At 61.4% G+C, this 26,365-nt stretch carries 21 protein-coding genes; 12 read left to right on the forward strand and 9 right to left on the reverse strand.

The window, feature by feature from the left end:
* The first annotated feature begins 28 nt into the window (after window positions 1–28).
* The 3 genes from PY650_RS00545 to PY650_RS00555 all read left to right on the forward strand — a co-directional run bounded on the left by PY650_RS00545 (window position 29) and on the right by PY650_RS00555 (window position 2,310).
* Window positions 29–1,213, forward strand: a complete 1,185-nt coding sequence (locus PY650_RS00545; RefSeq protein ID WP_285877134.1) for a YcaO-like family protein — start codon at window positions 29–31, stop codon at window positions 1,211–1,213.
* The gene (locus PY650_RS00550; protein WP_285877135.1) at window positions 1,210–1,935 is read left to right on the forward strand and encodes a TfuA-like protein; all 726 of its coding nucleotides are present in this window, start codon (window positions 1,210–1,212) and stop codon (window positions 1,933–1,935) included. The genes PY650_RS00545 and PY650_RS00550 overlap by 4 nt, the downstream gene beginning before the upstream one ends.
* A gap of 132 nt (window positions 1,936–2,067) precedes the next feature.
* Window positions 2,068–2,310: a hypothetical protein gene (locus tag PY650_RS00555; protein ID WP_285877136.1), complete on the forward strand. Its 243-nt coding sequence runs from the start codon at window positions 2,068–2,070 to the stop codon at window positions 2,308–2,310.
* 149 nt (window positions 2,311–2,459) lie between these two features.
* On the opposite strand, the gene PY650_RS00560 is transcribed toward PY650_RS00555, so the two are convergent.
* Complete coding sequence (locus PY650_RS00560; protein ID WP_285877137.1) at window positions 2,460–3,161, reverse strand: TetR/AcrR family transcriptional regulator; 702 nt, start codon at window positions 3,159–3,161, stop codon at window positions 2,460–2,462.
* 98 nt (window positions 3,162–3,259) lie between these two features.
* Here PY650_RS00560 and PY650_RS00565 point away from each other — a divergent pair, with 98 nt between their 5' ends.
* The 3 genes from PY650_RS00565 to PY650_RS00575 are packed head-to-tail and all read left to right on the forward strand — an operon-like array spanning window position 3,260 to window position 8,776.
* A complete protein-coding gene (locus PY650_RS00565; protein ID WP_432761465.1) occupies window positions 3,260–4,561 on the forward strand; it encodes an efflux RND transporter periplasmic adaptor subunit in 1,302 nt (433 codons plus the stop codon).
* 9 nt (window positions 4,562–4,570) lie between these two features.
* Window positions 4,571–7,717, forward strand: coding sequence for an efflux RND transporter permease subunit (locus PY650_RS00570; RefSeq protein ID WP_285877138.1), 3,147 nt, complete (start codon window positions 4,571–4,573; stop codon window positions 7,715–7,717).
* 36 nt (window positions 7,718–7,753) lie between these two features.
* Window positions 7,754–8,776 carry a zinc-binding alcohol dehydrogenase family protein gene (locus tag PY650_RS00575; RefSeq protein ID WP_285877139.1) on the forward strand — a complete coding sequence of 341 codons (1,023 nt, stop codon included), beginning with the start codon at window positions 7,754–7,756 and terminating at the stop codon, window positions 8,774–8,776.
* 30 nt (window positions 8,777–8,806) lie between these two features.
* Here PY650_RS00575 and PY650_RS00580 read toward each other — a convergent pair whose 3' ends face one another.
* From PY650_RS00580 to PY650_RS00600, 5 genes are all read right to left on the reverse strand, one after another.
* Window positions 8,807–11,905, reverse strand: coding sequence for an efflux RND transporter permease subunit (locus PY650_RS00580; protein WP_285877140.1), 3,099 nt, complete (start codon window positions 11,903–11,905; stop codon window positions 8,807–8,809).
* Window positions 11,902–15,021 (reverse strand): efflux RND transporter permease subunit, encoded by a 3,120-nt coding sequence (locus tag PY650_RS00585; protein WP_285877141.1) that lies wholly within the window; start codon window positions 15,019–15,021, stop codon window positions 11,902–11,904. Before PY650_RS00585 ends, PY650_RS00580 begins: the two co-directional genes overlap by 4 nt.
* The gene (locus PY650_RS00590) at window positions 15,018–16,517 is read right to left on the reverse strand and encodes an efflux RND transporter periplasmic adaptor subunit (protein WP_285877142.1); all 1,500 of its coding nucleotides are present in this window, start codon (window positions 16,515–16,517) and stop codon (window positions 15,018–15,020) included. Before PY650_RS00590 ends, PY650_RS00585 begins: the two co-directional genes overlap by 4 nt.
* Before the next feature lie 242 nt (window positions 16,518–16,759).
* Window positions 16,760–17,746, reverse strand: a complete 987-nt coding sequence (locus tag PY650_RS00595; protein ID WP_285877143.1) for an acrylyl-CoA reductase family protein — start codon at window positions 17,744–17,746, stop codon at window positions 16,760–16,762.
* A gap of 65 nt (window positions 17,747–17,811) precedes the next feature.
* A complete protein-coding gene (locus PY650_RS00600) occupies window positions 17,812–18,042 on the reverse strand; it encodes a hypothetical protein (protein WP_285877311.1) in 231 nt (76 codons plus the stop codon).
* Between the two features lie 14 nt (window positions 18,043–18,056).
* Between PY650_RS00600 and PY650_RS37085 the strand changes: the two genes are divergently transcribed.
* Window positions 18,057–18,257 (forward strand): type 1 periplasmic-binding domain-containing protein, encoded by a 201-nt coding sequence (locus PY650_RS37085; protein ID WP_349644468.1) that lies wholly within the window; start codon window positions 18,057–18,059, stop codon window positions 18,255–18,257.
* Window positions 18,254–18,634 carry a substrate-binding domain-containing protein gene (locus tag PY650_RS37090; protein WP_349644469.1) on the forward strand — a complete coding sequence of 127 codons (381 nt, stop codon included), beginning with the start codon at window positions 18,254–18,256 and terminating at the stop codon, window positions 18,632–18,634. The genes PY650_RS37085 and PY650_RS37090 overlap by 4 nt, the downstream gene beginning before the upstream one ends.
* Window positions 18,635–18,637: 3 nt before the next feature.
* On the opposite strand, the gene PY650_RS00610 is transcribed toward PY650_RS37090, so the two are convergent.
* Together PY650_RS00610 and PY650_RS00615 are read right to left on the reverse strand one after the other, a co-directional pair.
* Complete coding sequence (locus PY650_RS00610) at window positions 18,638–19,801, reverse strand: amidase (RefSeq protein WP_285877145.1); 1,164 nt, start codon at window positions 19,799–19,801, stop codon at window positions 18,638–18,640.
* A 102-nt stretch (window positions 19,802–19,903) separates the two neighbouring features.
* Window positions 19,904–21,016 carry an RHE_PE00001 family protein gene (locus PY650_RS00615; RefSeq protein ID WP_285877146.1) on the reverse strand — a complete coding sequence of 371 codons (1,113 nt, stop codon included), beginning with the start codon at window positions 21,014–21,016 and terminating at the stop codon, window positions 19,904–19,906.
* Window positions 21,017–21,188: 172 nt separating this feature from the next.
* On the opposite strand from PY650_RS00615, the gene PY650_RS00620 reads away from it, so the two are divergent.
* Window positions 21,189–23,696 carry a heavy metal translocating P-type ATPase gene (locus PY650_RS00620; RefSeq protein ID WP_285877147.1) on the forward strand — a complete coding sequence of 836 codons (2,508 nt, stop codon included), beginning with the start codon at window positions 21,189–21,191 and terminating at the stop codon, window positions 23,694–23,696.
* Window positions 23,697–23,707: 11 nt separating this feature from the next.
* Complete coding sequence (gene cueR, locus PY650_RS00625; protein ID WP_285877148.1) at window positions 23,708–24,094, forward strand: Cu(I)-responsive transcriptional regulator; 387 nt, start codon at window positions 23,708–23,710, stop codon at window positions 24,092–24,094.
* 250 nt (window positions 24,095–24,344) lie between these two features.
* Here cueR and PY650_RS00630 read toward each other — a convergent pair whose 3' ends face one another.
* Window positions 24,345–25,535 (reverse strand): acetyl-CoA C-acyltransferase, encoded by a 1,191-nt coding sequence (locus PY650_RS00630; protein ID WP_285877149.1) that lies wholly within the window; start codon window positions 25,533–25,535, stop codon window positions 24,345–24,347.
* Window positions 25,536–25,731: 196 nt separating this feature from the next.
* Between PY650_RS00630 and PY650_RS00635 the strand changes: the two genes are divergently transcribed.
* Together PY650_RS00635 and PY650_RS00640 are read left to right on the forward strand one after the other, a co-directional pair.
* The gene (locus PY650_RS00635) at window positions 25,732–25,962 is read left to right on the forward strand and encodes a type II toxin-antitoxin system VapB family antitoxin (RefSeq protein ID WP_285877150.1); all 231 of its coding nucleotides are present in this window, start codon (window positions 25,732–25,734) and stop codon (window positions 25,960–25,962) included.
* On the forward strand, window positions 25,962–26,357 hold the full coding sequence (locus tag PY650_RS00640; RefSeq protein ID WP_285877151.1) for a type II toxin-antitoxin system VapC family toxin: 396 nt from the start codon (window positions 25,962–25,964) through the stop codon (window positions 26,355–26,357). Before PY650_RS00635 ends, PY650_RS00640 begins: the two co-directional genes overlap by 1 nt.
* The last annotated feature ends 8 nt before the right edge of the window (window positions 26,358–26,365 follow it).

Here is a 26,365-nt window from a genome sequence, read left to right on the forward strand (position 1 = left end):
TTCGGGAACGGAAGATTTTGGCGCCGTCATGTCGGCCTATTCTGACCGCATCTGCTCGGCCGAGGAAACCTTTCGGCGGATCGAGCCTTGTCTTGGCGCTCACGGCATCACCCGCCTTGGCCGGCTGACAGGGCTCGACAAGATTGGCATTCCCGTCTGGCAGGCGGTCAGTCCGAACGCGCGCTCGATCGTCATCAATAATGGCAAAGGCATAACCGATCTCGATGCCAAAGTTTCTGCGGCCATGGAGGCGCTGGAGCGGACTGTAGCCGGCGCGCCCGCCATCAAAACCGTGACCACCAGTCGCTGGCGGCTGACGACTGAAGGACATGACGCCGATCCACTCCCTTCGCTGATTGCCCAGCATCAGGCCGATATCGCCGATGACGAGGACCTCGCCTGGGCTGAAGGTTATGATCTTATTGCCGACAGAAAAGCCTGGATTCCCTTCGATGCGGTGACGCTCGACCGCACCGTCCGAAAACCGCGCTTCTGGCAATCCTCGGATGGCCTCGCTTCCGGTAATGTACTAGCCGAGGCAATCTTGCACGGCCTGCTAGAACGCATCGAACGTGATGCCGAAGTCCTCTGGGATATTTCCGAACCAAAGTTGCGCATGGGCGCTTGTATCGACCCTGCCTCGTTCGCCGATCCAGTGCTGGACGCACTCATCATGAAGATCACCGTTGCCGGCCTGACGCTTCGGCTCTTCGATATCACCAGCAATATCGGCATACCCGTTATCGTGGCCCTGCTCGGTCCCGGAGAAATAGCATTGATGAGGCGCGTCCGTTATCTCGATGTCACCAACGGCAGCGGCGCGCATCCATCACCGGTGCGGGCGGCAATCCGTGCCGTGACGGAAGCGGCGCAATCGCGCCTGACCTTCATTAGCGGCGCCCGCGACGATATCGATCCAGAGAATTTTACGCGCGAATTGCCGGACAGCATCCGCCATTGCTTCGATGCCATCCCGAAGATTGTCGTCAAATCGAATGTGGGACCGCCTGATGGCGCCGAGCCACTCTTGCACCTCACCATCGACCGTTTGCGCCAAGCGGGCATCAATTCCGCCATCGCGCTTCCCCTTGGCGATGCCTCTCTTCCTTTTGCCGTCGCCAAACTCGTGGTCCCGCAACTGGAAAATCCAGCTGGGGACCGAAAGCGGCGCTTCGGCTACCGCGCCATCTCGAAAACGTTGCAACTGCTATGAAGATCCTGTTCGTCGGCCCCACGCTTCCCGATGCCGCCGAGATTGCCGATCCCGGCATTGCTCTGCGCCCGCCGGCAAAGCAAGGCGATATCGTCGAAGCCCTCGATAGTGGCGCGAACGTCATTGGCCTGATCGACGGACTTTTCGAAAATGTCGCGCCCGTCTGGCACAAGGAAATCCTCTTTGCCCTGTCGAAGGGGGTCCAAGTCTATGGCGCGGCCAGCATGGGGGCGCTGCGCGCCGCCGAATGCGCCGCCTTCGGCATGGTCGGCATCGGGCGCATATTCGAGGCCTATGCCTCCGGTGCGGTTGTAGATGATTCCGCCGTAGCGCAGATTCATGGTCCGGCCGAACTCGGACACCTTGCGCTCAGTGAACCGCTGGTCAACGTGCACGCAACCTTGCGCGCTGTGGCCGAGACCGGCGCAATTAGTGAAGCCGAGCAAGCCGTTCTGCAGGTACGCGCTGAAGCTATGTTCTTCAAATCGCTCACTTATCGCTCTCTGGCAGACACCGCAGATCTGCCGGATCCGGCGCGGCGGCAGGTAATTTCCAGTCTCCTGCGCGCCAATGCGGTCAACCAGAAACGCATCGATGCCCTGGAATTGCTTCGCGCAGTCGCCGACTGCCCAAACGAGCGTCAGCAACCGCCGCGCGATTGGACCTTCAAAGCCAATAGTTTATGGCATTTCGCCTTTCACCGTCTTGAAATTGCATCGTAAAAGCTGTTCGCAATCTCACCTCGTGTCACGCTGTATGTCACGCGCCAATGCGCGCGACTTGGGTTAAGCTCCTCTCATGTTCCTGGCGATGAGTATCTAGTTCTCCAGGAACTGAGGGCAAAGGGGCATGAAATGAGCGGAATACTTCCCATCGAAATGGCGAGCCAGGATTCAGAATCATTGAAAGAACTGGCGTCGATTGCACGGTTGATCACCTATGCGCGCCAGAGCGCCAAGAGCTTGAACGCCGATTTCCCGGTCTGGTGCCTGGATCTCGCACTCGGAGCCGTGTTGCAAGAAATGTACGCGAACGGCCTCCAGGCACCACTTTTCGATGATGGCTCAGAAAAGATGAGTGCCGTCGCGCGGCACTAAGCACAACTTTTGACGATTTCTGGCGGGGGGCCGGAGAAGATGCCGGTGTGGTCTTTCTTGGATCATGCCGGCATTGCTTTTGCCGATGAAACTGGTGTTGGCGGCGAAGTGGCGCGTTGTGTCTCTAAAAAATCGTTATCCCACTTTCCTCACACATCGCACGCTTCGTGCCCGTGCAGCCTTGCCGCCTGTACACCCGCCACAAAGATTGCAATGCATTGACGCAGATGTCTTAGGCGAGTCTCGCGATCGGGCCAGTCGTTCGGCTTGCCGGGATGCGAGATCATCGCGCCGAAGATCATATTCATCAGCATGCGTGCGCCGCTTGAAGCATCGGCAATTTCGATCAGACCGCGTTTCTGTTGGAGGCTGAGCCAGTCGGCCAGCATTTGCCTGGACTGCTCCGCGCCATACGTGCGTAACAGCGCTGCAATCTCGGGAAATTGCTGCGCTTCGCTCATGATCAGATGAATGAAAGCGTCGCGATCACGCTCCGCCGCTTCATCGATATTGATCATGAAAATCTGTTCCAGCGCCTCATCGAGCGGCAGATTTTCCTTAGGATCGCGCGGCAAGGCCAGCATTGAGGCGCGATGCTTGGCGATGATCGCCATGAAAAGTTCCGTCTTGCTCGAAAACAATCGGTAGAGAGTTTGCTTGGAAATCCTGCACCGCGCGGCGACGAGATCCATGGTCGTGCCGCCGTAGCCGAACTCATGAAATGTGGCGCGAGCCTCAGCGATGATCTCCGCGCGCCTTGCATCGTCACTCGCCGATTTTGGACGGCCACGCGGGCGGCGAGCGGCAGTTTCTTCTGCTTCCCTTCTCCTCGCCTGCCTCCCCACTTCCATCCTCACCTCAAAAAAGCCAAATGAGATTGACATTTATAACGGTACAAATATTTCTTGTACTGATTGGTACTGTAATTAAGACAATGGGAAATAGCAACGTGCGAAAGCTCGCCTCTTCTACCCCTGTAAACATGCGTGCGGCGGCCTTCAAACGCCTCCCAGTCATACGGATGTCGTTGATCGCAGCAGGGGTCGCCGCCACGTTGGCGCTAGGCGGCTGCAACGAGCAGAAGGCTGCGCAAAACAACGCGCCTGCCGTCAAGGCTGAAGTCAGCGCCATGACGTTGCATCCGCAATCGGTTGCGATCACGGCGGAGCTGCCCGGCCGCACCAGCGCTTATCTCATCGCGGAAGTGAGGCCCCAGGTCGGCGGCATCATCCGCAGCCGCAATTTCAAGGAGGGCAGCGAAGTCAAAGCTGGCGACGTGCTCTACGAAATCGACCCCGCCACCTATCAGGCCGCCTATGACAGCGCCGCCGCCGCCCTGCAGAAGGCGCAGGGTGCTGTGCCGAGCGCGCAGGCCAAGATGGACCGCTACAAGGGCTTGAGCGCCCAGAACGCGGTCAGCCAGCAGGATTACGACACTGCGCAAGCGGCCCTCGTCCAGGCGCAGGCCGACGTTGCCTCAGCCAAGGCTGCGCTCGAGACCGCACGCATCAATCTCGACTATACCAAGTTGCGCGCACCGATCGGTGGCCGTGTCGACGCCTCGACGGTCACCGTCGGCGCGCTCGTCACCGCCGACCAAACAACGGCACTGACCACCATCCGCCAGCTGGATCCGATCAATGTCGACGTCACGCAGTCGAGCACCAACCTGCTCGAGTTCAGGCGCGCCATTGCGGAAGGCCGGTTGAAGACCAGTGGCGACAACGTGTCCGTCCACCTGACGCTGGAGGACGGTTCCGAATACAAGGAAATCGGCAAACTCCAATTTTCGGAGGCCTCTGTGGCGGAGACCGTTGGAACGATCACCGTGCGCGCCGTCTTCCCCAATCCGGAGCGCGTGTTGCTGCCCGGCATGTATGTTCGCGCCAGTATTGAGGAAGCTATCGCGGAAAACAGCTTCCTCGTGCCGCAGCGAGCGGTTACGCGCAACACGAAGGGCGAGCCGGTCGCGATGTTCGTCGGCGACGACAACAAGGTTCAGCAGCGGGTGTTGAAGGTGCAGAGAAGTATCGGCAACAGCTGGCTGGTCAATGAAGGCATGAAGGATGGCGACCGGATCATCGTCGAAGGGGGCCAACGCGTCCGTGCCGGCCAGGATGTCAACGTCGCCTCCGTCACCATTGACGATGCGACCGGCGAGCTGAAGCAAGCAGCCGCCGATACCAAGCCCGCCGAACAGGCCGAGCTGGAAAAGACCGATGGCAAAGCCGCCTCCGGCACCCAGAAGTAAGGTGGTTTGATGTCTCGTTTCTTCATTGACCGGCCGATCTTTGCCTGGGTCATCGCCATCATCATCATGCTGGCGGGCGCGCTGTCGATCTTCACGCTGTCGATCTCGCAATATCCGCAGATCGCACCGACGACGGTGCGCATCACCGCAACCTACTCAGGCGCCGATGCCCAGACGGTCGAAAACTCTGTCACAAAGGTCATCGAGCAGGGCATGACCGGCATCGATAACCTCGACTACATGGCCTCCACGTCGACTTCGACGGGCCAGGCCTCGATCTCGCTGACCTTCACCAACAAGGCCAATCCGGACGTGGCCCAGATGCAGGTGCAGAACAAGCTGCAGCTCGTTACCGCGCAATTGCCGCAGTCCGTCCAGAGCACCGGCATCACGGTATCGAAATCGACCTCGAACTTCCTGATGGTCATCGGCTTCGTGTCGACCGACGGCAAGCTCAATTCCAACGACCTTGCCGACTACGTTAACAGCACCCTGAACGATACGCTGAAGCGCGTCCCAGGCGTCGGTGACACGCAGCTTTTCGGCGCCGGTTACGCCATGCGCATCTGGATCGATCCGGACAAGCTTGCGAAATACCAGTTGATGACCTCCGATGTCGTCTCGGCAATCCAGGCACAGAACACCCAGGTTTCGACCGGCCAGCTCGGCGCATTGCCGCAAATGCCGGGCCAGCAGCTCAATGCGACGGTGACGGCCAAAAGCCGCCTGCAGACGCCGGAGCAATTCGACAACATCATCCTGAAGAGCCAGTCCAACGGTTCGCTGGTGCGCCTCAACGACGTCGCTCGCGTCGAACTGGGCGCTGACAGCTATACCAGCTCGAGCGCTTTCAACAATCAGCCCTCGGCCGGTCTCGCTGTAATGCTTGCCTCTGGTGCCAACGCCATCAATACGGCCGAGGCTGTACAGTCGACGATCAACAGCCTGAAGCAGACGCTGCCGCCGAATGTCGAAGTCGTCTATCCGTATGACACGACGCCCTTCGTCAAGCTGTCGATCGAGGATGTCGTCAAGACGCTGTTCGAAGCCATCGTGCTCGTCTTCATCGTCATGTTCGTCTTCCTGCAGAACATCCGCGCCACGCTCATTCCGACACTCGCCGTTCCGATCGTTCTGCTCGGCACCTTCGGCGTGCTGTCGGCCTTCGGCTACTCGATCAACACACTCACCATGTTCGGCATGGTGCTGGCAATCGGCCTGTTGGTGGACGACGCGATCGTCGTGGTCGAAAACGTCGAGCGTGTGATGGAGGAGGAGGGTCTGTCGCCACGCGAGGCAACGATCAAGTCGATGCAGGAAATCACCGGCGCTTTGATCGGCATCGCCACGGTCCTGTCGGCCGTATTCATCCCGATGGCCTTCTTCTCCGGCTCGGTCGGCGTCATCTACCGTCAGTTCTCGGTGACGATCGTCTCGGCGATGATTCTGTCTGTCATTGTCGCGCTCATCCTGACGCCTGCGCTGTGCGCCACCATTCTCAAGAAGCCCGAGCACGGCGCTAAGGAGCGGGGCCTGTTCGGCTTGTTCAACCGCAACTTCGACCGTGGCGTCCGAGGATATCAGTATAGCGTGCGCCGCATCATCAAAGGAGCGCCCTTCTTCCTCGTCCTGTTCCTGCTGATCGCCGGTGTCGTCGGCTATCTGTTCAACCATCTTTCCAGCTCATTCCTGCCGGACGAAGACCAAGGCATCCTGATCACGAGCGTGCAGCTCCCGCCGGGTGCAACGGATTATCGCACCAAAAACGTGCTGGCGCAGGTCAGGCAGTACTACCTCGAAAAGGAAAAGCCTTATGTCGACGCCGTCTTCACGGTCGCTGGCTTCGGCTTTAACGGACAGGGACAAAACGTCGGTTTGGCCTTTATCAAACTGAAGGATTTCGCGGAGCGTCAGACAAAGGAAAGCAAGGCGCAGGCGATCGCCGGACGCGCCATGGGGGCCTTTTCGAAGATCAAGGATGGCAGCGTCTTCGCACTTGCGCCGCCGGCAATCCCTGGCTTCGGCAGCTCCGCTGGTTTCGATTTCTTCATCAAGGACATCAATAGCGCCGGGCATGATCAGCTCATTGCCGCCCGCAACCAGTTGCTGGGCGCCGCCGGGAAAAACCCCAAACTGTTCGGCACGCGCCCGAACGGCCAGGAAGATACGCCGCAATATTCGGTAGTGATCGACCAGGAAAAGGCAAGCGCGCTCAACATCAAGCTTTCCGATATCGATGCGACACTATCCACGGCCTGGGGCAGCACCTATGTCAACGACTTCATCGACCGAGGTCGCGTCAAGAAAGTCTACGTGCAGGCTGACGCCAAGTTCCGCATGCAGCCGGAGGATTTCGACCGCTGGTACGTGCGTAACTCCGATGGCGCCATGGTGCCCTTCTCGGCTTTTGCCTCCGGCAAATGGACCTATGGTTCGCCACGCCTAGAACGCTATAACGGCTCGTCGGCCGTCGAAATTCAGGGTGCCGCCGCCCCCGGCGTTTCGTCCGGCGATGCCATGAACCAGATCGACCAGATCATGGCAAGCTTGCCGCCGGGTTTCAGTCGCGAATGGACAAGCCTGTCGGCCCAGGAAAAGCTCTCCGGCAACCAGGCGAGCCAGCTTTACGCCATCTCCATCCTGGTCGTCTTCCTGGCACTGGCCGCCCTCTACGAGAGCTGGTCGATCCCGCTCGCCGTCATGCTGTCGGTGCCGATCGGCATCTTCGGGGCACTATTGGCGGCCACCCTCTTCGGCCAGTCGAACGACGTCTATTTCAAGGTCGGCCTACTGACCACCATCGGTTTGGCCGCCAAGAACGCCATCCTGATCGTCGAATTCGCGATCGAGCAGCAGAACAACGGCAAGGACCTGGTCCCGGCAACGCTGGAGGCAGCCCGCCAGCGCCTGCGTCCAATCCTGATGACCTCGCTCGCATTCATCCTCGGCGTCATGCCGCTGGCAATCGCGAACGGCGCCGGCTCCGGCAGCCAGAACTCGATCGGCATCGGCGTCATGGGCGGCATGATTTCGGCTACGGTGCTCGGCATCTTCTTCATCCCGTTGCTCTTTGTCTCTGTCCGCCGCATCTTCAAGGGTGGAAGGCGGCCGACAAGCACCGCGGCATCGGAGCCAGCCCCAGACACGGCGCATTAAGAAGCGCCACCTGCATGCTTTAAGGGAGGAAATACTGTGATCAAGACCTTGATGATCGAAGCGGAAAACGTCACGCGCTTCCACGACATCGCGGAAGCGCCGCTGGGCGTCGGCCAGGTCCGTGTCGGCGTCCGGCACATTGGCCTCTGCGGCAGCGATCTTAACACCTTCAAGGGCCTCAACCCGCTTGTGAAGCTGCCGCGCATTCCCGGCCATGAAATCGGCGGTGAGATCATCGCCGTCGGCCCCGGTGTCGATCCTGCCTATACGCCCGGCCGCCGTGTCATCGTCATGCCCTATACCAATTGCGGAGAGTGCACCTCCTGCCGCAAGGGCCGGCTCAACGCCTGCCGCTACAACAAGACGCTTGGTGTGCAACAGGATGGCGGACTGGCCGAGGAGATCGTGCTGCCGGCCGAAAAGCTGATCCTCAACGACAGGCTGCCGCCCCGTCATCTGGCCCTAGTCGAGCCGCTATCGGTCGGCTTTCACGCGGTCGAACGCGGCCGGGTGGCGAAAGGTGATCGCGTCGTCGTGCTTGGCTGCGGCATGATCGGCATGGGCGTCCTGATCGCGGCAGTCGCCCGCGGCGCCGAAGTCATCGCCGTCGATCTCAGCGAGGGAAAACGCGCGCTTGCCCGGCAATTCGGCGCCGTCGAGGCGATCGATGCGGGCGGCGAAGACGTTGTCGCCAGGGTCAGCGAATTGACTGGCGATGACGGTGTGGATATCGCTTTCGAGGCCGTCGGCCTGCCCGCAACCTTCACGCAGGCCATCGATCTCGCCTGCTTCGGCGGCCGTGTCGTCTATGTCGGCTATTCCAAGGCGCCGGTCACCTACCAGACGCAGTTCTTCAACCTGAAAGAACTCGACATCATGGGCTCCCGCAACGCCCTGATGCGCGACTTTCAGAACGTCATCAGCCATCTCGAGACGATCGGTGACAAAGCCGACGCGCTGATCTCCAAGGTCTTTCCCTTTGAAGAGGCCGAGAAAGCGCTACCCTATTGGGACAGTCACCGCAACGCGCTGAAGATTGTGATCGAGCGCAGCGCCTGACATTCGCACGCACATTTCTAAACCTGCCACTCAGGTCGGCAGCGGGGATACCGGCTGTCGCTTCGTCGACCACCTGGCGTGGAGCTTGGCCAGCATCAGGTAGATGATCGGCGTCGTGTAGAGCGTCAGGACCTGCGAGACGATCAGGCCGCCGACGATGGTAATGCCGAGGGGGCGACGGAGTTCTGCGCCGGGGCCAGTGGCGATGATCAGCGGAATGGCGCCCATCAGGGCGGCGAGCGTGGTCATCAGGATCGGGCGGAAGCGCTTCAGGCAGGCTTCATAGATCGCCTCTTCCGATGGCAGGCCGAGGTTGCGTTCACCCTGCAACGCGAAATCCACCATCATGATGCCGTTCTTCTTAACGATGCCGATCAACAGAATGATGCCGATGAAGGCGATAATCGTCAGTTCCGTGCCGCTGATGACCAGCGCCAGCAGCGCACCAAGACCGGCTGAAGGCAGCGTTGAAATGATCGTCAGCGGATGCGCGAGGCTCTCGTAGAGGATGCCGAGGACGATGTAGACCGTCAGCAGCGCCGCCAGAAGCAACAGCGGCTGGCTACTTGTGGATTGGGTCACGCTGGCCGCATCGCCGGCGAAATCCGCGTGTAGCGTATCCGGCAAGTGCATTTCGAGCACCGCCTTCTGAATGGCATCATTTGCTACTTCCAGCACAGTGTTGAGCGCCAGATTGTAGGAGATGGTTACGGAAGGATATTGCCCCTGGTGATTGACCACCAGCGGCGCTAGCGTCCGATCGACCGACGCCACGGCACTCAGCGGAATCTGAGTACCACCCGACGCTGGCACATAAAGCTTGGAGATATCGTTGGGATCACGGGCGTAGCTGGGATCGGCCTCCAGCACGACGCGATATTGATTGCGCTGGGTATAGATGGTCGAGACCTGCCGCTGCGCGAAGGCATTGTTCAGCGCAGCGTCGATCGACTGGATGCTGACGCCAAGGCGCGAGGCTTCGCCGCGGTTGATATTGACCGTAGCCTGCAGGCCATTCGGCTGCCGGTCGGTGGCGACGTCAGTGAGCTGCGACAGGGCCTGCAGGCGTTCGAGCACTTTCGGTGCCCATTCCACCAGCTCATCATAATTCGCGCCCCAGAGCGTGAACTGATATTGCGACTGCGACTGACGCGCGCCCGCGCGGATGTCGCCCGGCGAAAACAGAAAGGTGCTGAGCCCGGGAATGGCCATGAGCTGCTTGCGCAGCCGGTCGATCACCTGGTCGGTCGCGACGCGTTCCGACGCGGGCTTCAGCGATATGAACAATTGCCCGCGATTGACCGAACTGGAAAAGCCGCCACCACCCACGGACGAGCCGACACCGGAGACGGCCGGATCGGCCGCGACCATATCGGCCGCCTGCTGCTGCAGCTTGACCATGGCCGGATAGGAGATATCAGTCGCCGCCTCCGTGCCGCCCTGTATATAGCCCGTGTCGTCCTGCGGAATGAAACCCTTCGGCACTTTCACATAGAGATAGCCGGACATGACGACGCAGGCGAGGATGACCAGGATTGAGAGCACTCGATGATGCAATACCGCCTTCAACGTCCGGCCGTAGAAATTGGTGATCGCACCCAGCGTTCCTTCGATGATCCGGCCAAATAGGCCAGGCCGTGCCACCTTATCGTACGCCCGCAGCCGATGGCCACAGATCATCGGCGTCAGGGTCAGCGACACCAGTGTGGAAACGACGATGGTGAAGCCGAGCGTCAGCGAGAAGGTCTGGAAGAACCGTCCGACGATGCCGCCCATGAAAAACAGCGGAATGAAAGCTGCGAGCAGTGACAGGCTGATCGAAACGACGGTGAAACCGATCTGCTTCGCGCCCTCGAGCGCCGCCTTCATCGGCTTCATGCCGGTTTCGAGATTCGCGTAGATATTCTCGATCATCACGATAGCGTCGTCGACGACGAAGCCGACGGAGACTGCAAGCGCCATCAGCGACAGATTGTCGATCGACAGTCCGACGAGCCACATGGCCGCAAAGGTGCCGCAGAGCGACAGCGGCACGGTGACGCCAGCCGCGAATGTCGTCGTGGCGCGCCGCAGAAAGACGAACACGACGCCCATGACCAGGCAGATGGTGGCAAGCAGCGTCCATTGCATATCGGTGACGCTGGCATGGATCGTCGTGGTGCGGTCTGAGAGAACCGCAATGTGGACGCCGGCCGGGATGAGCCGCTGCAACTCAGGGATCAGCGCCTGGACGCCATCGACCGTGGCGATGACGTTGGCATCCGCCTCCTTCGTGATGTTCAGCAGCACCGCAGGCTTGCCGTCATACCAGGCATCCGAGCGGCTGTTGCGAACACCGGGCTCGACGGTGGCGATGTCGGAAAGGCGTACAGCCGTGCCGTCGCCGCTGCGAATGACAATCCGGCCATAAGCCTCCGGTGTCCGTAGCTGGCTATTCATGGAAATCGAGAACGCCGCGCTATTGCCGTCGATCGAGCCGATGGGACCGAGCACATTGGCTTTGACGATTGCGGTGCGGATATTGTCCAGCGATAGACCCATGGCGGAAAGGCGGTCGGGATCGAGCCTGACGCGCACGGCGGGCTGGTCGGCACCGCTGACCGTGACGCCGCCAACGCCGTCCACCTGGGAAATTCGCTGCACCACCACCGTATCGGCAGCGTCGTAGATCGCGCTCGGTGACACATTGTCCGATGTCAGCGCCAGGATCAGGACCGGCGCCGCCGCCGGGTTGATCTTGCGGAAGGAGGGCAATGTCGGCAAATCCCCCGGCAGGTCGGTCGCCGCCGCGTTCAGCGCTGCTTGAACGTCTTGGGCTGCACCGTCGACGCTGCGCGACAGATCGAATTGCGCGACGATGCTGCTCGATCCCAGCGAGCTGACCGAGGTCAACTGCGTGATGCCGGCGATAGTGCCGAGATGCCGCTCGAGTGGCGCTGCGACGCTCGCCGCCATGCTGGCAGGGTCGGCGCCCGGACGGCTGGCGGAGACCACGATCGTCGGCAGATCGACCGTCGGCAGGCTGGCGACCGGCAGGAAACGGTAGGCGACGATGCCGAGAATCATCAGCCCGATCGCCAGAAGCGTCGTTCCGACAGGACGTTTGATGAACGGCTCGGAGAGGCTCATGTCCCGCCACCTACGGCTTTGTCCAGTTCAGGAGCCGGTGCGCCGGTCGGCCGTCCGACAACGCGAGCGCGCAGGCTTTCGAAGGCAAGATAAATCACCGGCGTCGTATAGAGCGTTAGAAGCTGCGACAGCACAAGGCCGCCGATGATGGTGATACCGAGCGGAATGCGCAGCTCCGCCCCGGTACCATGCGCTAGCGCCAGCGGCAGCGCACCGAAGAGCGCGGCGAGCGTCGTCATCATGATTGGACGGAAACGCAGGATCGAGGCTTTCAAGATCGCCTCGCGCGGCGCCAACCCTTCCTTGCGTTCGGCCTCCAGCGCGAAGTCGATCATCATGATCGCATTTTTCTTGACGATGCCCATCAGCAGCACGATGCCGATCAGGGCGATGATCGACAAGTCTTGGCCGAACAGCATCAGCGCCAGCAGCGCACCGACGCCCGCCGACGGCAAGGTTGAGAGGATCGTCACGGGATGCACGGCGCTTTCATAAAGCAGGCCGAGAACAATATAAATCGTCACGACAGCCGCCAGAATCAGCCAGGGCTCGCCGGCGAGCGACGAGGCGAACTCTTGCGCATCGCCTGAATAATTGCGTTGGATCGAACTCGGCATGCCGATATCGCGTTCCGCCGCCTGGATCTCCGTGACGGCTTCGCTGAGCGAGGCGCCCTTGGCAAGATCGAAACTCAGGGTCACGGCCGGGAACTGCTCGTCGTGGCTGATGACCAGCGGCGCTGTCATGAACGTGGCCGTCGTAAAGGCGTTGAGCGGCACCTGCGTGTCGCCGGCGCCGGCGACATAGAGCTTGTCGAGCGATTTCGGGTCCGACTGATATTGCGGCGCAGCCTCGAGGATGACGCGGTACTGATTGGCTTGGCCGTAGATGGTGGCGATCTGGCGCTGGCCGAACGCATCGTTCAGGGTGTCGCTGACGGCCTGCATCGAGACGCCGAGGCGCGAGGCGGTTTCGCGGTCGACATCGACGAAGATGCGACCGCCGCCCATTTCGACTTCCGATGCGACATCGATCAGCTTCGGGCTCTGCTGCAGCCGCTGCACCAGCCTCTCCGCCCAGTCCACCACTGTCGCCGTATCCGTGCCGGTCAGCGTATATTGATAGGGCGCGCGGCTGGCGCGCGTGCTGATCGAGATGCCGCGCACGCTCTGGAAGGTGACGTGGATGCCGGGCAGATCCGCAACTTCACCCCGCATGCGATCGATGATTTCGGCCGCCGAAGCAGAGCGCTGGTCCCTCGGCTTCAATATGAGGCTGAGATTGCCGGTGTTGAGTGTGAGGTTGCTGGCGCTGGTGCCGATGACCGAGACGATGCCTGTTACGTCAGCGTCCGTGCGCAGCCGGTCGGCCACGGTCTCCTGCGTCTGCTTCATCGCTTCGAATGAGGTGGTGGGCTCCGTCTCGACGACGGCGGTGATCAGGCCGGTATCCTGCGGCGGCAGGAAGCCTTTGGGAATGAAGATGTAAAGAGCGATCGTAGCGGCAAGCGTCACCACTGTGACCGTCAGCATGAACGCGCTGCGGTCCACCGCCCAGACGAGACTGCGCCGATAGCCCTCGATCAGCCGACCCATGCCGCGGTCGGTGCCCGCCAGGAAGCCACCGCGATCTTCCTTCGGCTTGCGCAGGATGCGCGCGCACATCATCGGCGTCAAAGTCAGAGAAACCGCTGCCGACACCACCACGGCGATGGTCAGTGTCAACGCGAACTCGCGGAACATGCGCCCGACGATACCGGTCATGAACAGCAATGGGATGAAGACGGCGATTAGCGAGAAGGTCAGCGAGATAATGGTGAAGCCGATTTCGCCCGCACCCTTCAGAGCCGCCTGCATAGGACTCTCGCCCTCCTCGATATGGCGGGCGATATTCTCGATCATCACGATGGCGTCGTCGACGACGAAGCCGGTACCGATAGTAAGCGCCATGAGCGACAGATTGTCGAGGCTGAAGCCGGCGAACCACATGACGCCAAAGGTCGCAATCAGCGACAACGGCAGCGCCACGCCGGCGATGAAGGTCGCGGTCACAGTTCGGAGGAACAGCAGAACGACGAGGATGACCAGGCCGATGCTGACGACGAGCGTCCATTGCACGTCATGGATCGAAGCGCGGATCATGTCGGTGCGGTCGTTGACGATATCGAGCGATATGCCTGCAGGCAGCGCCTGCTTCAGTCGCGGGATCTGCTTCAGCACGCTCTCGACCGTCTGGATAACGTTGGCCCCCGGCTGGCGCATGATGTCGAGGATGACGGCCGGCTGGCCCTGGTACCAGGCGCCGACACGGTTGTTTTCCAGCCCTTCGACGACGGTGGCGACGTCCTTTAACTGCACCGGCGCATTGTTGCGATAGGCGACGATGACGGATTTGTAGATGTTGGGATCGATGATCTGGTCATTGGCGGCGAGCGTGAAGCTCTGCTGAGTGCCGTCAAGTGCGCCCTTGGCGCCGGCAACGCTGGCATTGGTGATCGCAGTGCGCAGATCCTCCAGCGCCAAACCATAGGAGGCAAGTCGCGGCAGGTCGGCCTGGATGCGGATGGCTGGCTTGACGCCGCCCTGGATGCTGACATTGCCGACCCCCGAAACTTCGCTGAGCCGCTGCGCCATCATCGTATCGGCGAAATCGCTGAGTTCACGGATCGAATAGCTCTTGGAGCGTAGCGCCAGCGTGACGATCGGCGTATCGGCCGGGTTCACCTTCGAATAGGTCGGCGGATAGGGCAGCGTGCGCGGCAGCGTCGAGCCGGCAGCGTTGATCGCCGCCTGCACGTCCTGAGCCGCCCCGTCAATGTCGCGGCCGAGATCGAATTGCAGGGTGATCTGGCTGATACCGAAGGCGCTGGATGAGGTCATCGACGCCAAGGACGGAATCTGGCCGAGTGGCCGCTCCAACGGCGCGGTCACCAACGCCGCCATCGTATCCGGATCGGCGCCCGGCAATTGCGTCGTCACCTCTATCGTCGGAAAATCCACCTGCGGCAGCGGCGCGACCGGCAGGAAGAGAAAACCGAGAATGCCGCCCAACAAAATGGCCACCCCGAGAAGCGAAGTGGCGATCGGCCTGGATATGAAGAGCGACGAGACGTTCATTGCTGTCGTGTCGTTGAACTGGTGACGGCAGCATCGTTGCCGTCAGTATTGGCGTTGGAATTGGTGTTGTTAGCGCCGGCACCGTCTGCGTTCTGTCGGCGGTGACCACCAGTGCCACCGCCCTGGCCGCTATGCTGGCGGTGCGGCCGTTGGCCATCGTTGGCGGCGTTGCCGGGCGTCTGAGCCTGGTTGTTTTGCGTTGCGTTTACGGCAACCGGCTGGCCCTCGGTAACAGGGGTCGTCACAGCCGGTGCGGCTGCGCCGGCCGCGGCGGAAATCTCCACTTTCGATCCATCCTGCAGACGGGCAAAGCCTGTCGTCACCACCTTGTCGCCGGGGACGACGCCATCGGCAATGACGGCCTGCACGTCGTCCTGCTGGCGCACCTTCACCGGCTTCATGGCAACCGTCTGATCCTGTCGGATGATGTAGACGAAGGTGCCGTTCGGTCCGCGCTGCACCGCGGCGGTCGGAATGACCGTCACGCCCTTTAGCGTCTCGACCAACAGACGCGCGTTGACGAAGGCGCCAGGCCACAATGCCAGCTTGTCGTTCGGGAAATTGGCCTTCAGTCTCACCGTGCCCGTGGTTGGGTCGACCTGATTGTCGACCACTGCCAACGTGCCGTTATCGACCACTGTCTGACCGTCGCTAGCGATCGCCTGGACCGAAAGTGTGCCCGCTGCACTTGCCGCGTTCACACGGGCAAGCTGCTGCTGCGGAACGGAAAACAGGACGGAAATCGGCTTGATCTGCGACAGCGTCACGATGCCCGTCGCGTCCGACGCGCTGACGAGATTGCCGACGTCGACATTGCGGATGCCGGTACGCCCGTCGATCGGCGCCTTGATCGTCGTGTAGTCAAGTGTCGCTTGCGCACTCTCAATGGCTGCCTGGTCGGACTGGAGCTGAGCCGTATATTGCGCCACTAAGGATGTCGAGGTGTCGACCTGCTGTTGGGTACCGGAAGCGGTCGCCACCATGCGCTGAAAACGCTCGAGATCGCGTTTCGCGCCGGCCAGCAACGCCTCGTCCTGCGCCTTCTTGCCGACGGCCTGGTCGAGCTGGGCCTTGTAGACGGCGGCGTCGATGCGGGCGATGACGTCGCCCTTCTTGATGTCCTGGCCTTCCTCGAAATCGATTTCGACCACCTTGCCGCTGACCTGGGCGCGCACCGTTACCGTGTTCAGCGCCTTCACCGAGCCGACGCCGTCGATATAGACCGGCACATCAGCGGATTTCGCATCCGCCGCCAGCACTGGAACGGGACCCGTGAATTGCGAAAGGCCGCCGCGCCGCCGTCCGCCGGCCTGGCCTGCGCCCTGCCCTTGATTGCCAGGGCGTTCACCCTGGGCCTGCTCATTGGGCTGAGCCGTACTATGATAGCCGAGCAGCCGCTCGGCGCTTCCGAACCAGCGATCGCGTGTCACATAGGCGCTGTAGGCCACTGCGCCGATCATTGCTGCCGATATCAGGACCCGAAATGTCCGAGCCATCAACATACCTTCCTTCACAGCTCCGGCTATACCGATACCGGCGCGATATTGGCGCGACTTTAGCTTGCAGCTCGTCGCTTAGGAATTTGGTATGGCCATTAAATTTTGTCCATTTTTGTGCGGCTTAGCGCAACAAACTGTTACATTGGACGAAAACTAGGGTTGTGGTTGCAAATGAACAATCGGCAACGCACGCCCTAACTGTCCTACCCCGAAGCCGTTGCGCGAATGGCCTTTGAGCACTACATCCGCACGATCAGGCGGCCGCGAATTTTCCCCGCCAGAATGGCCTTGGCGGCGTCCGGCAAATCGTCCAGCGTGATTTCCCTGACGAAACGGTCATAGGCCGAAAAATCGAACAATTCGGCGATACGTGCCCAGGCGGCGATACGCCGCTCATAGGGCTGCATGACGCTGTCGATGCCGAGAAGCGCGACGCCGCGCAGGATGAAGGGCAGGACATTGGTCTCAAACATCACGCCGCCGACATTGCCGATGGCGGCAACGGCGCCGTGATGTCTGACCTGCTTCAGAAGCTTGCCGAGCATGGCCCCGCCAACCGAATCAATGGCTGCGGCCCAGCGGGCGCTTTCGAGCGGCTTGTCCGCCGCAGCGAAGAACTCTTCGCGGCTAATGATCGTCTTTGCCCCGAGCGCCTTTAGTTCCTTCGACAGATGCGGGCGACCGGAGATTGCCGCGACCTCATAACCGAGTTTCCAAAGCAGATGGATTGCGACCGTGCCGACGCCGCCGCCTGCGCCCGTCACCAGCACTTCGCCGTCGCCGGGTTTCAGGCCGTTGGCTTCCAGGCGATCGACCGCGAGCATCGCCGTCAGCCCCGCTGTTCCCATGACCATGGCGTCGCGTGTCGAAAGCCCTTCTGCAAGCGGCACCAACCAGTCACCGAAGACCCTGGCCTTTTCGGCATAGCCGCCCCAATGGTTCTCGCCGACACGCCAGCCTGTGAGCACGACCTTCTGGCCGGCGCGATAACGCAGATCGGCGCTCTCGATCACTGTCGCGGAAAAATCGACGCCGGCGACATGCGGATATGTGCGCACCAGACCACCGGCCCCCGTCAGGCACAGGCCATCCTTGTAATTGACGTCGGCCCATTCCACCGCAACCGTGACATTGCCCTCAGGCAATCGATCATCGTCGAGCGTCTGCACGGACGAGGAGACGACGCCCGCGGCGTCGCGTTCCGTAACAAGAGCCTTAAAACTCATCGGGCAGTCCTTGTGTTCATATAGGTGAAGTTAGGGCGGGATGACGACAATTCATCCCATCTGCCTCAAGCGATTGCTGGCGTCGCGATCCGCGGCGCCACCAGTATGGAATTAGGTTTTGCGAAGTGACAGGCAGCGACCGAACACAGTCTCTGGCGGTCTCCCGCGCCGTCACGCCGGGGGCCAGCATCGCAGCCGAGCTCAGCCAAAAGATCCTGAAATTCGCTGAGGAGCAGGATTACCACCCAACGCCTCGCCAGCATGCTGTCGAAGAGCGGCACCAACATCGTCGGCATCGTCGTTTCCGACCATGAGCAACCCCTTCTATCCCGCGCTCATCCAGAAGCTCTCGCAGGGCCTGCAGCGCACCGGCCTGCAGAGCCTGCTGTTCAACATCACCAAAGGCTCGAACATCGAAGAGCAGCTCTCGGCGCTGAGACGCTACAACGTCGATGCCGTTATCGTCATTTCGGCGACGATGCTCTCGGGGGCGACGCTACATTGGGCATGACGCTGACAGGCCGTGTCGATGGCGGGAAATACAGCTACGAAGCCGGTCGCCGCGCCGCACTCGAAATCGCTGCCAAGAACAACACCGATGCCACCTTCTTTGCCAACGACATTCTCGCGATCGGCGGCGTCGACGCACTGCGCGAGGACGCCGGCAAGCGGGTGCCCGAAGACATTTCCGTAGCCGGCTTCGACGATATCCCCATGGCAAGCTGGCCGCATTATGCGCTGACGACGTCTCGCCGTCCGCTGGACGAGATCGTCACCGTCGTCGTCGGCATGCTGGAAGACAGCTCCTGCCGGCCAGGAAAACCGTCGAGCGTCAAGCGGGTATCGGGTGGGCTGATCGCCAGGCAGTGGACCGCGCCGCTGAGATAGGCCTCACAGCCCTTCCACCAGTTCCAAGAGCGCGCCGTCACTACCGCGGCGGCCGATGACTGACAGCCCTACCGGTCCGCCATCCATCTTTTCGGCCGGCATGGAAATCTGGGGCAGGCTGGCGTGGCCTGCGACAGAGAGGATGCCGAGGGCTTGCTGTCGATAGGCCTCGAATATCTCCCGCGATGAACCCCTTAGCGGCGCGGGACCCGGGGCCGTCGGGATGATCATAACCAGGCCGTCGGCAAGTGCTGCGTCCATTGTCCGCGCAATGTCGCGACGGGTTGCATCGACCCTGGCAAAGGTCTCGTCGCTGATGGATCGCGCCACGGCGAAACGCGAGGCAATGTCTGGACCGAGTTCGGCGTCATGCGCCTCGACCCAGCCGCCCAACACTTTCCATGCGTCGTAGCCTTGCCAGAAGCGATAGATCTCGGACCGTTCTTCCGGCCCGACGATCGGCAATGGATCAGTAACGGTGTTGCTGAACCGCGTCGCGATCTTTTCCGCCATCGGCCGCAGCAAGGCGGCAAGTCCCGGATCGACGTCCGTCCAGATATCCGAAGGCAGCCAAGCCACCGAAAAGAACGCCTCGCCTACAAGACCAAGCGCACGGCCGACGCGAACCAACGTTCCGGCATCGCGGGCGAACCAGCCGAGCGTATCGAAACCCGGCCCGAGTGGCACCACGCCAGCCATGTCGACCGCCCCGTGACTGGGCCGCATGCCGAAAATGCCGTTGAAGGAGGCCGGCAGCCGCACCGAGCCGCCCGTATCCGTCCCCAGCGCGAAATCCACCAGGCCGGCGCCGACCGCGGAAGCGGAGCCGGAGGAAGAGCCACCAGGTACGCGATCGGGCGCCGCACTATTCAGCGGCGTGCCGTAATGCGCGTTGGTGCCCATCAGGCTATAGGCAAATTCATCCATATGCGTCTTGCCGGAGAGCACCGCGCCCTCGGCCAGCAACCGGGCAACGACAGGCGCATGCGCCGCCGCCGGACCATGCGCACGCCGCCAAACCGGATTGCCATTGCCGGTGATCCGCCCTTCGACATCGATATTGTCCTTGGCGGCAAACGTGAGCCCGGCCAGCGAGCCGTTGTCCACAGAACGAACGGGCTGCGCGAACAGCTCGATGAAGGCATTGGCGGTATCGATCAGGGGCATGAAGTGCACTTCCGTGAGGATGAGAACGCGAGGCTAGTCGCATTCCGTCACGCAGACAATGACGACGCGGCCCTCAGATGAGCAATCTAGTGCTCACTAAACTTAAAGGATACCCCAGCCGCGATAACGCCCGCGTCCGGTCATCTCGCGCACGCCGAGTTCGGCGACCAGATTGAGCGCACCGCGGGAGGTAACGCCGACATGCCGGGCAACCATGCTGGCGGAGACGATAGGTCGCGAAAGCACAATCTCGATGACGCCGGGCAAGCTGCTGTTCGAGCGCCGATCCTTCAGCCGCAGCTCCATCTGTATCTTGGCAAGCGACAGGCGATCGAGCTCCTTCAGACCCGCCTCGGCCGATAGTGCCATAGCGTCAAGAAAAGCCATCAGCCGCACGGAACGATCCGACGCGCGGCGACGCTCATGCCGAACAGACTTCAGGCCGGTATTGAGGCAGAAAAGGTGTGACGTGACCTTTCCGCGGCTTCGAAGATAGGCGCTGACGAGCTGGCTGCCCAACCAATGTTGCCGCCGTAGCGGTTCGAGCCGCTCCCAAGCGTCGAACAACACGGCAGCGCCCAAGGCTGGCGGCAGGAGATCGGCTTGATGGATGACGGCGCGCCAGTTCTCCAGACGCTCGTTTTCATCCCAATCATCATCCCGAATCAGACCAAGCGGATCGTCCATCTTCACTGGCTTGGCTTCCGGGATCCCTCCATCCAGCACCTGGCCGGAGCGGGCGATGACGGCGTCGATCTCGGAAAAATCCATACCGAAATCGTCATCGTCGTCGTCATCATCGTGTTCCTGCTCTGTTTCCGGCGTCTCCGCAGGCACGGGGCGTAGAGTGACCGTTTCTTCGGCATCGCCGATATCGCCGCTCAAGACCGCAAGCCCGGCCGTTCCCAGTCCCCAGTCCGGCTCGGCGTTCCATAGCCGTCGCCGGACGCGCAGCACGGCGTGGGCGATGGTCAATTCATGCGTCGGCGCGCGAACATCCACATGCGCATCATGCAGCACCAGATCTTCGATATGCACCAGCTCACCACTGACCCAGAGCGCAGCGACAGCATCGAAAAAATGACCGCGCTCACGAAAACCGTCGCCGACCACGTGGCGCAACACCCGCTCATCCAACCGCGCAAGCATATCCTCTGCCCTGGTCATCGCAGGAAGAAGCGTCGTCAGCGGTAGGGCGGCAAGATCATATCGCATTGGAATCACATGATCGATTCTGTCTTGCGGAAGGTAACACCGCCGATCGCATCGCGATAGAAAGCTGCCTCTTTCAACTGTGGACTGCCCTCACTATTTTTCTTCTTGACCTTCCAGTTACAGGAAGGTTCATAAAGCCTTCCGACGCCCTCTCTGGGCAAAGGAGTTTTATATGGCATTGCATGACGAGCACGATCATAGCCATCACGGCCACGGTCAGCACCACCATCGCGGCACTCCCTCTGAGGATATGGTTATCCGCGACCCCGTCTGCGGCATGACCGTGGACCCGAACGCCGGCAAGCCGTCGCTGGATTATATGGGCCGCACATTTCATTTCTGCGGCAATGGATGCCGCACGAAATTCATAGCCGCCCCGGAAAATTATCTCACCGCCACGGACCTCACCTGCGGCATGACGGTCGATCGCGCCACCGCGCGCCATTTCCTGAAGCATGAAGGTGAGAAATTCTATTTCTGCTCCGCCGGCTGCAAGTCCAAGTTCGAGGCGGTTCCATCAGCCTATCTCAATGGCAGCGGACCGGCACCGAAGCCGATGCCGAAGGGCTCGCTCTATACCTGCCCGATGCACCCCGAGGTCGTCAGCGACCACCCCGGCGACTGCCCGAAATGCGGCATGGCGCTGGAGCCCATGGGCTTGCCCTCCGCCGACGAAGGCCCGAACCCGGAGCTGATCGATTTCAGTCGCCGGCTTTGGATCAGCGCGGCCCTGTCGCTGCCACTGCTCATTATCGGTATGGGTCCGATGATCGGCCTGCCTTTCCGCGACTGGATCGGCGATCCTATCGCCACATGGGTCGAACTTTTCCTTGCGACGCCAGTCGTGCTCTGGGCGGCCCTGCCCTTCTTCCGCCGCGCGTGGACTTCGCTCGCCAATCGTAGCCCGAATATGTGGACGCTGATCGGCCTTGGTGTCGGAACGGCCTATCTCTACAGCCTTGTGGCGACGCTCGCGCCCGGTATTTTCCCGATGAGCTTTCGCGGGCACGGCGAAGCTGTGCCAGTCTATTTCGAAGCCGCTTCGGTGATCGTCGCTCTGGTTTTTGTGGGCCAAGTGCTGGAATTGAAGGCGCGTGAGCGCACCGGCTCGGCGATCCGCGCCCTGCTCGACCTCGCGCCCAAGACCGCGCGCCGTATCGGCACCGACGGCAGCGAGACCGATGTGCCCGTCGACGAGGTCCAGGCCGGCGACCGGCTGCGCGTGCGTCCCGGCGAGCGCGTGCCGGTGGACGGTTCCGTTGTCGACGGACAGACGACCATCGACGAATCGATGATCACTGGCGAGCCGCTGCCGGTCGAAAAGACCCAAGGTGACGCGCTGACCGGCGGCACGATCAACAAGAACGGCACCCTGATTATGATCGCAGAAAAGGTCGGTGCTGAAACGACGCTGTCGCGCATCGTCGAGCTGGTCGCTAAGGCGCAGAGGTCTCGCGCGCCGATACAGACGATGGTCGACCGTGTTTCGGCCGTCTTCGTGCCGGCCGTCGTGGCCGCCGCCATCATAGCCTTTGCGGTCTGGGCCTTTGTCGGACCGGAGCCGACGCTGGCGCATGCGCTGCTTGCCGCCGTCGCCGTCCTGATCATCGCCTGCCCGTGCGCATTGGGACTTGCGACGCCGATGTCAATCATGATCGCCACTGGCCGGGGCGCGCAGGAAGGCGTGCTGGTGCGCGACGCCGAGGCGCTGGAGCGCTTCGCCAAGGTCGATACGCTGATCGTCGACAAGACCGGCACATTGACAGAGGGTAGACCGAACCTGACCGATGTCATCCCTGCCGCCGGGGTGGACGAAACCCTCCTGCTTTCGCTTGCCGCTAGCCTCGAACGCGGCTCCGAACATCCGCTGGCCGAGGCGATTGTCGCGGGCGCGAAGGAGCGCGGCGCGAGCTTAGTCGATATATCCGGCTTCGTGGCGAAGACAGGCAAGGGCGTGGAGGGCAGCGCAGGCGATACGGCAATCGCCCTCGGCAATGCCGCAATGATGGCCGATCTCGGTATTGCGACCGACCCGCTGCAAGTGGAGACCAAGCGCCTGAGCGGTGATGGCAAGACTGTGATGTTCGTCGCCTTTAACGGTCAATTGGCGGGCCTCGTTGCCGTCACCGACCAGATCAAGCCGACAACGTCGCCCGCCATCAAAGCGCTGCATGAAAGTGGCTTGAAAATCATCATGGCGACCGGTGACAACGCCCAGACCGCCAAGGCCGTCGCTGCCCATCTCGGCATCGACGAAGTGCGGGCCGATATGCTGCCGGAAGGCAAGAAGGCGCTAATCGACGAGCTGCGGGCCAAAGGCAACGTGGTTGCTATGGCCGGCGACGGCGTCAACGACGCACCGGCACTGGCCGCGGCCGATGTCGGCATCGCCATGGGCACCGGCGCCGATGTTGCGATGGAAAGTGCCGGCATCACCCTGGTGAAGGGCGACCTAAACGGCATCGTCCGGGCGCGGCATCTTTCGGAAGCCACGATTCGCAACATCAAGCAAAACCTGGCCTTCGCCTTCGGTTATAATGCTCTCGGCGTGCCGCTCGCCGCGGGCATACTCTACCCCGTCTTCGGCCTGTTACTTTCGCCGATGATCGCGGCTGCGGCCATGAGCCTGTCCTCCGTCTCGGTCATCGCCAACGCGCTGCGACTGAGACAGGCAAAATAAGGAGAATCTCCATGAATATCGGCGAAGCATCGTGCCGTTCTGGCCTGCCGGCTAAGACGATTCGCTATTACGAGGATATCGGCCTGATCCAACCCGATCGCGGCGGCAACGGCTACCGCGATTATGGCTCCGACGACGTACACAAGCTGCGCTTCCTGCACCGCTCCCGCAGTCTCGGCTTCTCTGTCGACGAGTGTCGGCAACTGCTGGCGCTCTATGAAGACAAAAGCCGCGCCAGCGCCGACGTCAAGGAGATCGCCACATCGAAGCTCGGCGAGATCGACCGCAAGATCCGCGAACTGAGCGAACTGCGCCTCACGCTGGAACATCTGGTGCATGCCTGCCATGGCAACGAGCGGCCGGACTGTCCGATCCTCGAGGAGTTGTCTGAGGGGTGAAGTTGCCGAACCGCCCTCGCTCTTCGAGGCTCCGGCTCCAGCCCCCACACCTCAGAGTGAGGGCTGATCTTCTCGCAAGCCACTCTGACCTGCCCTCGCGTTATTCTGAGCTTGCCGAAAGAGGACAAGCAGCAGCAGCTCTGACGCATTTCCGCTACACTGTCTCCGCCTCATCCTGAGGTAGACAGGCAATGAAGCGTTAGCGGAGGCGACTAGGCCTCGAAGGACGAGGCGGCCGCCGCCCCTATCTTTAGTTTACCCTCTCCACCGCAATCGCCGTCGCCTCGCCGCCGCCGATGCAGAGTGCAGCGACACCACGCTTCGCGCCTTGGCGCTCCAGCGCATGCAGCAGCGTCACGATCAACCGCGCGCCGGTGGCGCCAATGGGATGACCCAACGCACAGGCGCCGCCGTTGATGTTGAGGCGGTCACGATCGATGCCGAGATCCTTGGCGGCGGCCATGGCGACGACGGCGAAGGCTTCGTTGATCTCGAAGAGGTCGACATCGCCGACCTTCCAGCCGGTCTTGTCCAATACCTTGCGGATCGCGGGGATCGGCGCCGTCGTGTACCAGGCGGGTTCCTGGCTGTGGGTGGCATGCGCCTTGATCTCGGCGAGGATCGGCAGTCCTTCGCGCTCAGCAATCGAGCGTCGCGTCAGGACCAGGGCAGCCGCGCCATCAGCATTGGCAGAAGCGCTGGCCGCGGTGATCGTACCGTCCTTGCGGAATGCCGGCTTCAGGGTTGGAATTTTCTCCGGCGAAACCTTCTGCGGATGCTCGTCCTTGGCAATCGTCATCGGTCCGCCCTTTGCGGCGACCGAAATCGGTGTGATCTCGGCCTCGAACGCCCCCGTCTCGATCGCCCTGCGTGCTCGCGTCAGCGTCTCGACGGCATAGTTATCCTGATCGTCGCGGCTGAACTGATAGGCCTCGACCGCCATCTCGCCGAAATCACCCATCGAGCGGCCTTTTTCATAGGCGTCTTCCAGACCGTCGAGCATCATGTGGTCGAAGATGCGGTCATGGCCCATCCGGTAGCCACCCCTTGCCTTAGCAAGCAGGTAGGGCGCGTTCGACATCGACTCCATGCCGCCGGAGACCGCGATCGAGGCGGAGCCGGCAAGGATCAGGTCATGCGCCAGCATGGTCGCCTTCATGCCCGAACCGCACACCTTGTTGATCGTCGTGGCGCCGATCGCATCCGGCAATCCGGCGCCTCGCGCCGCCTGTCGCGCCGGTGCCTGCCCCTGGCCCGCCGGCAGCACGCAACCGAACAGTACCTCGTCCACTTTCTCCGCAGACAATCCAGCACGCTCCAAGGCAGCACGGATGACGTGAGAACCGAGTTCCGGCGCTTGCAACGGTGACAATTCGCCTTGGAAACGGCCGAGTGGCGTGCGCGTAGCGGAGACGATAACGACAGGATCAGTGACAGACATGATGCTCCTCGCAATCTGCAAGTTAAGTGATCGCTGTTATTGCTAGCACGTTAGATGATGTTCGTCATGTAAATAAGTCGAAAAATATCTGTTCGGGCAAATCATGTCCGCAATAGCCGATCAAAAAATTGCCCGATCATTGTCCTCTTGGCCGCCATGCGCTATGGATATTCCCAAATCAAAAAATGGATATACCGTGCCACTCTACATCAAAGACGATGCTATCGACCGATTGGCGCGGCGCTACCAGGCGCTGACGAAAACCTCCACCAAAACCGAAGCAGTGCGGCTAGCATTGCAGAGAGCGCTGGACGAGGAGCTTACCAAGCCATCGCTTGCCGATGTCGCCGTCGCCTTCTGCCGTCAGCTCAAACAAAAGACGGGCGGCGGAGCTGAGACAGATGCCAGCCAATCGCGGGATGCCTGATGTTCATCGATGCTTCGGTACTTGCTGCGATGATGACCAATGAGGATGATGCGCGCGATTTTGCCGCGCGCATGCAGGCCGATGGGACGCGAATGACCTCACCCTCGGCAGTGGCGCAGGCGGCCATCCACGCCGCCGCCACGCTCAATCTGTCTCTTGCCGATGCCAGCGACGCGATGAGAACATTCCTGACGCTGATGAACATTCAACTGTTGGCGACGCCCCCGCGCGCCGCCTTTCTCGCGCTCGAAGCCTATGAGCGTTTCGGAAAAGGCCGTCATCCCGCCGATCTCGATTTGGACGACTGCATGACCTATGCCTGCGCCCGCTATTATCGGCAGCCGCTATTGGCGAAAGGCGACCAGTTCGGCCGGACGGATATCGGCATGGCCTAGCCCGCCCG

The organism is Martinezella calliandrae (assembly GCF_030272695.1).
GTDB classification, from domain to species: Bacteria; Pseudomonadota; Alphaproteobacteria; order Rhizobiales; family Rhizobiaceae; genus Rhizobium; species Rhizobium calliandrae.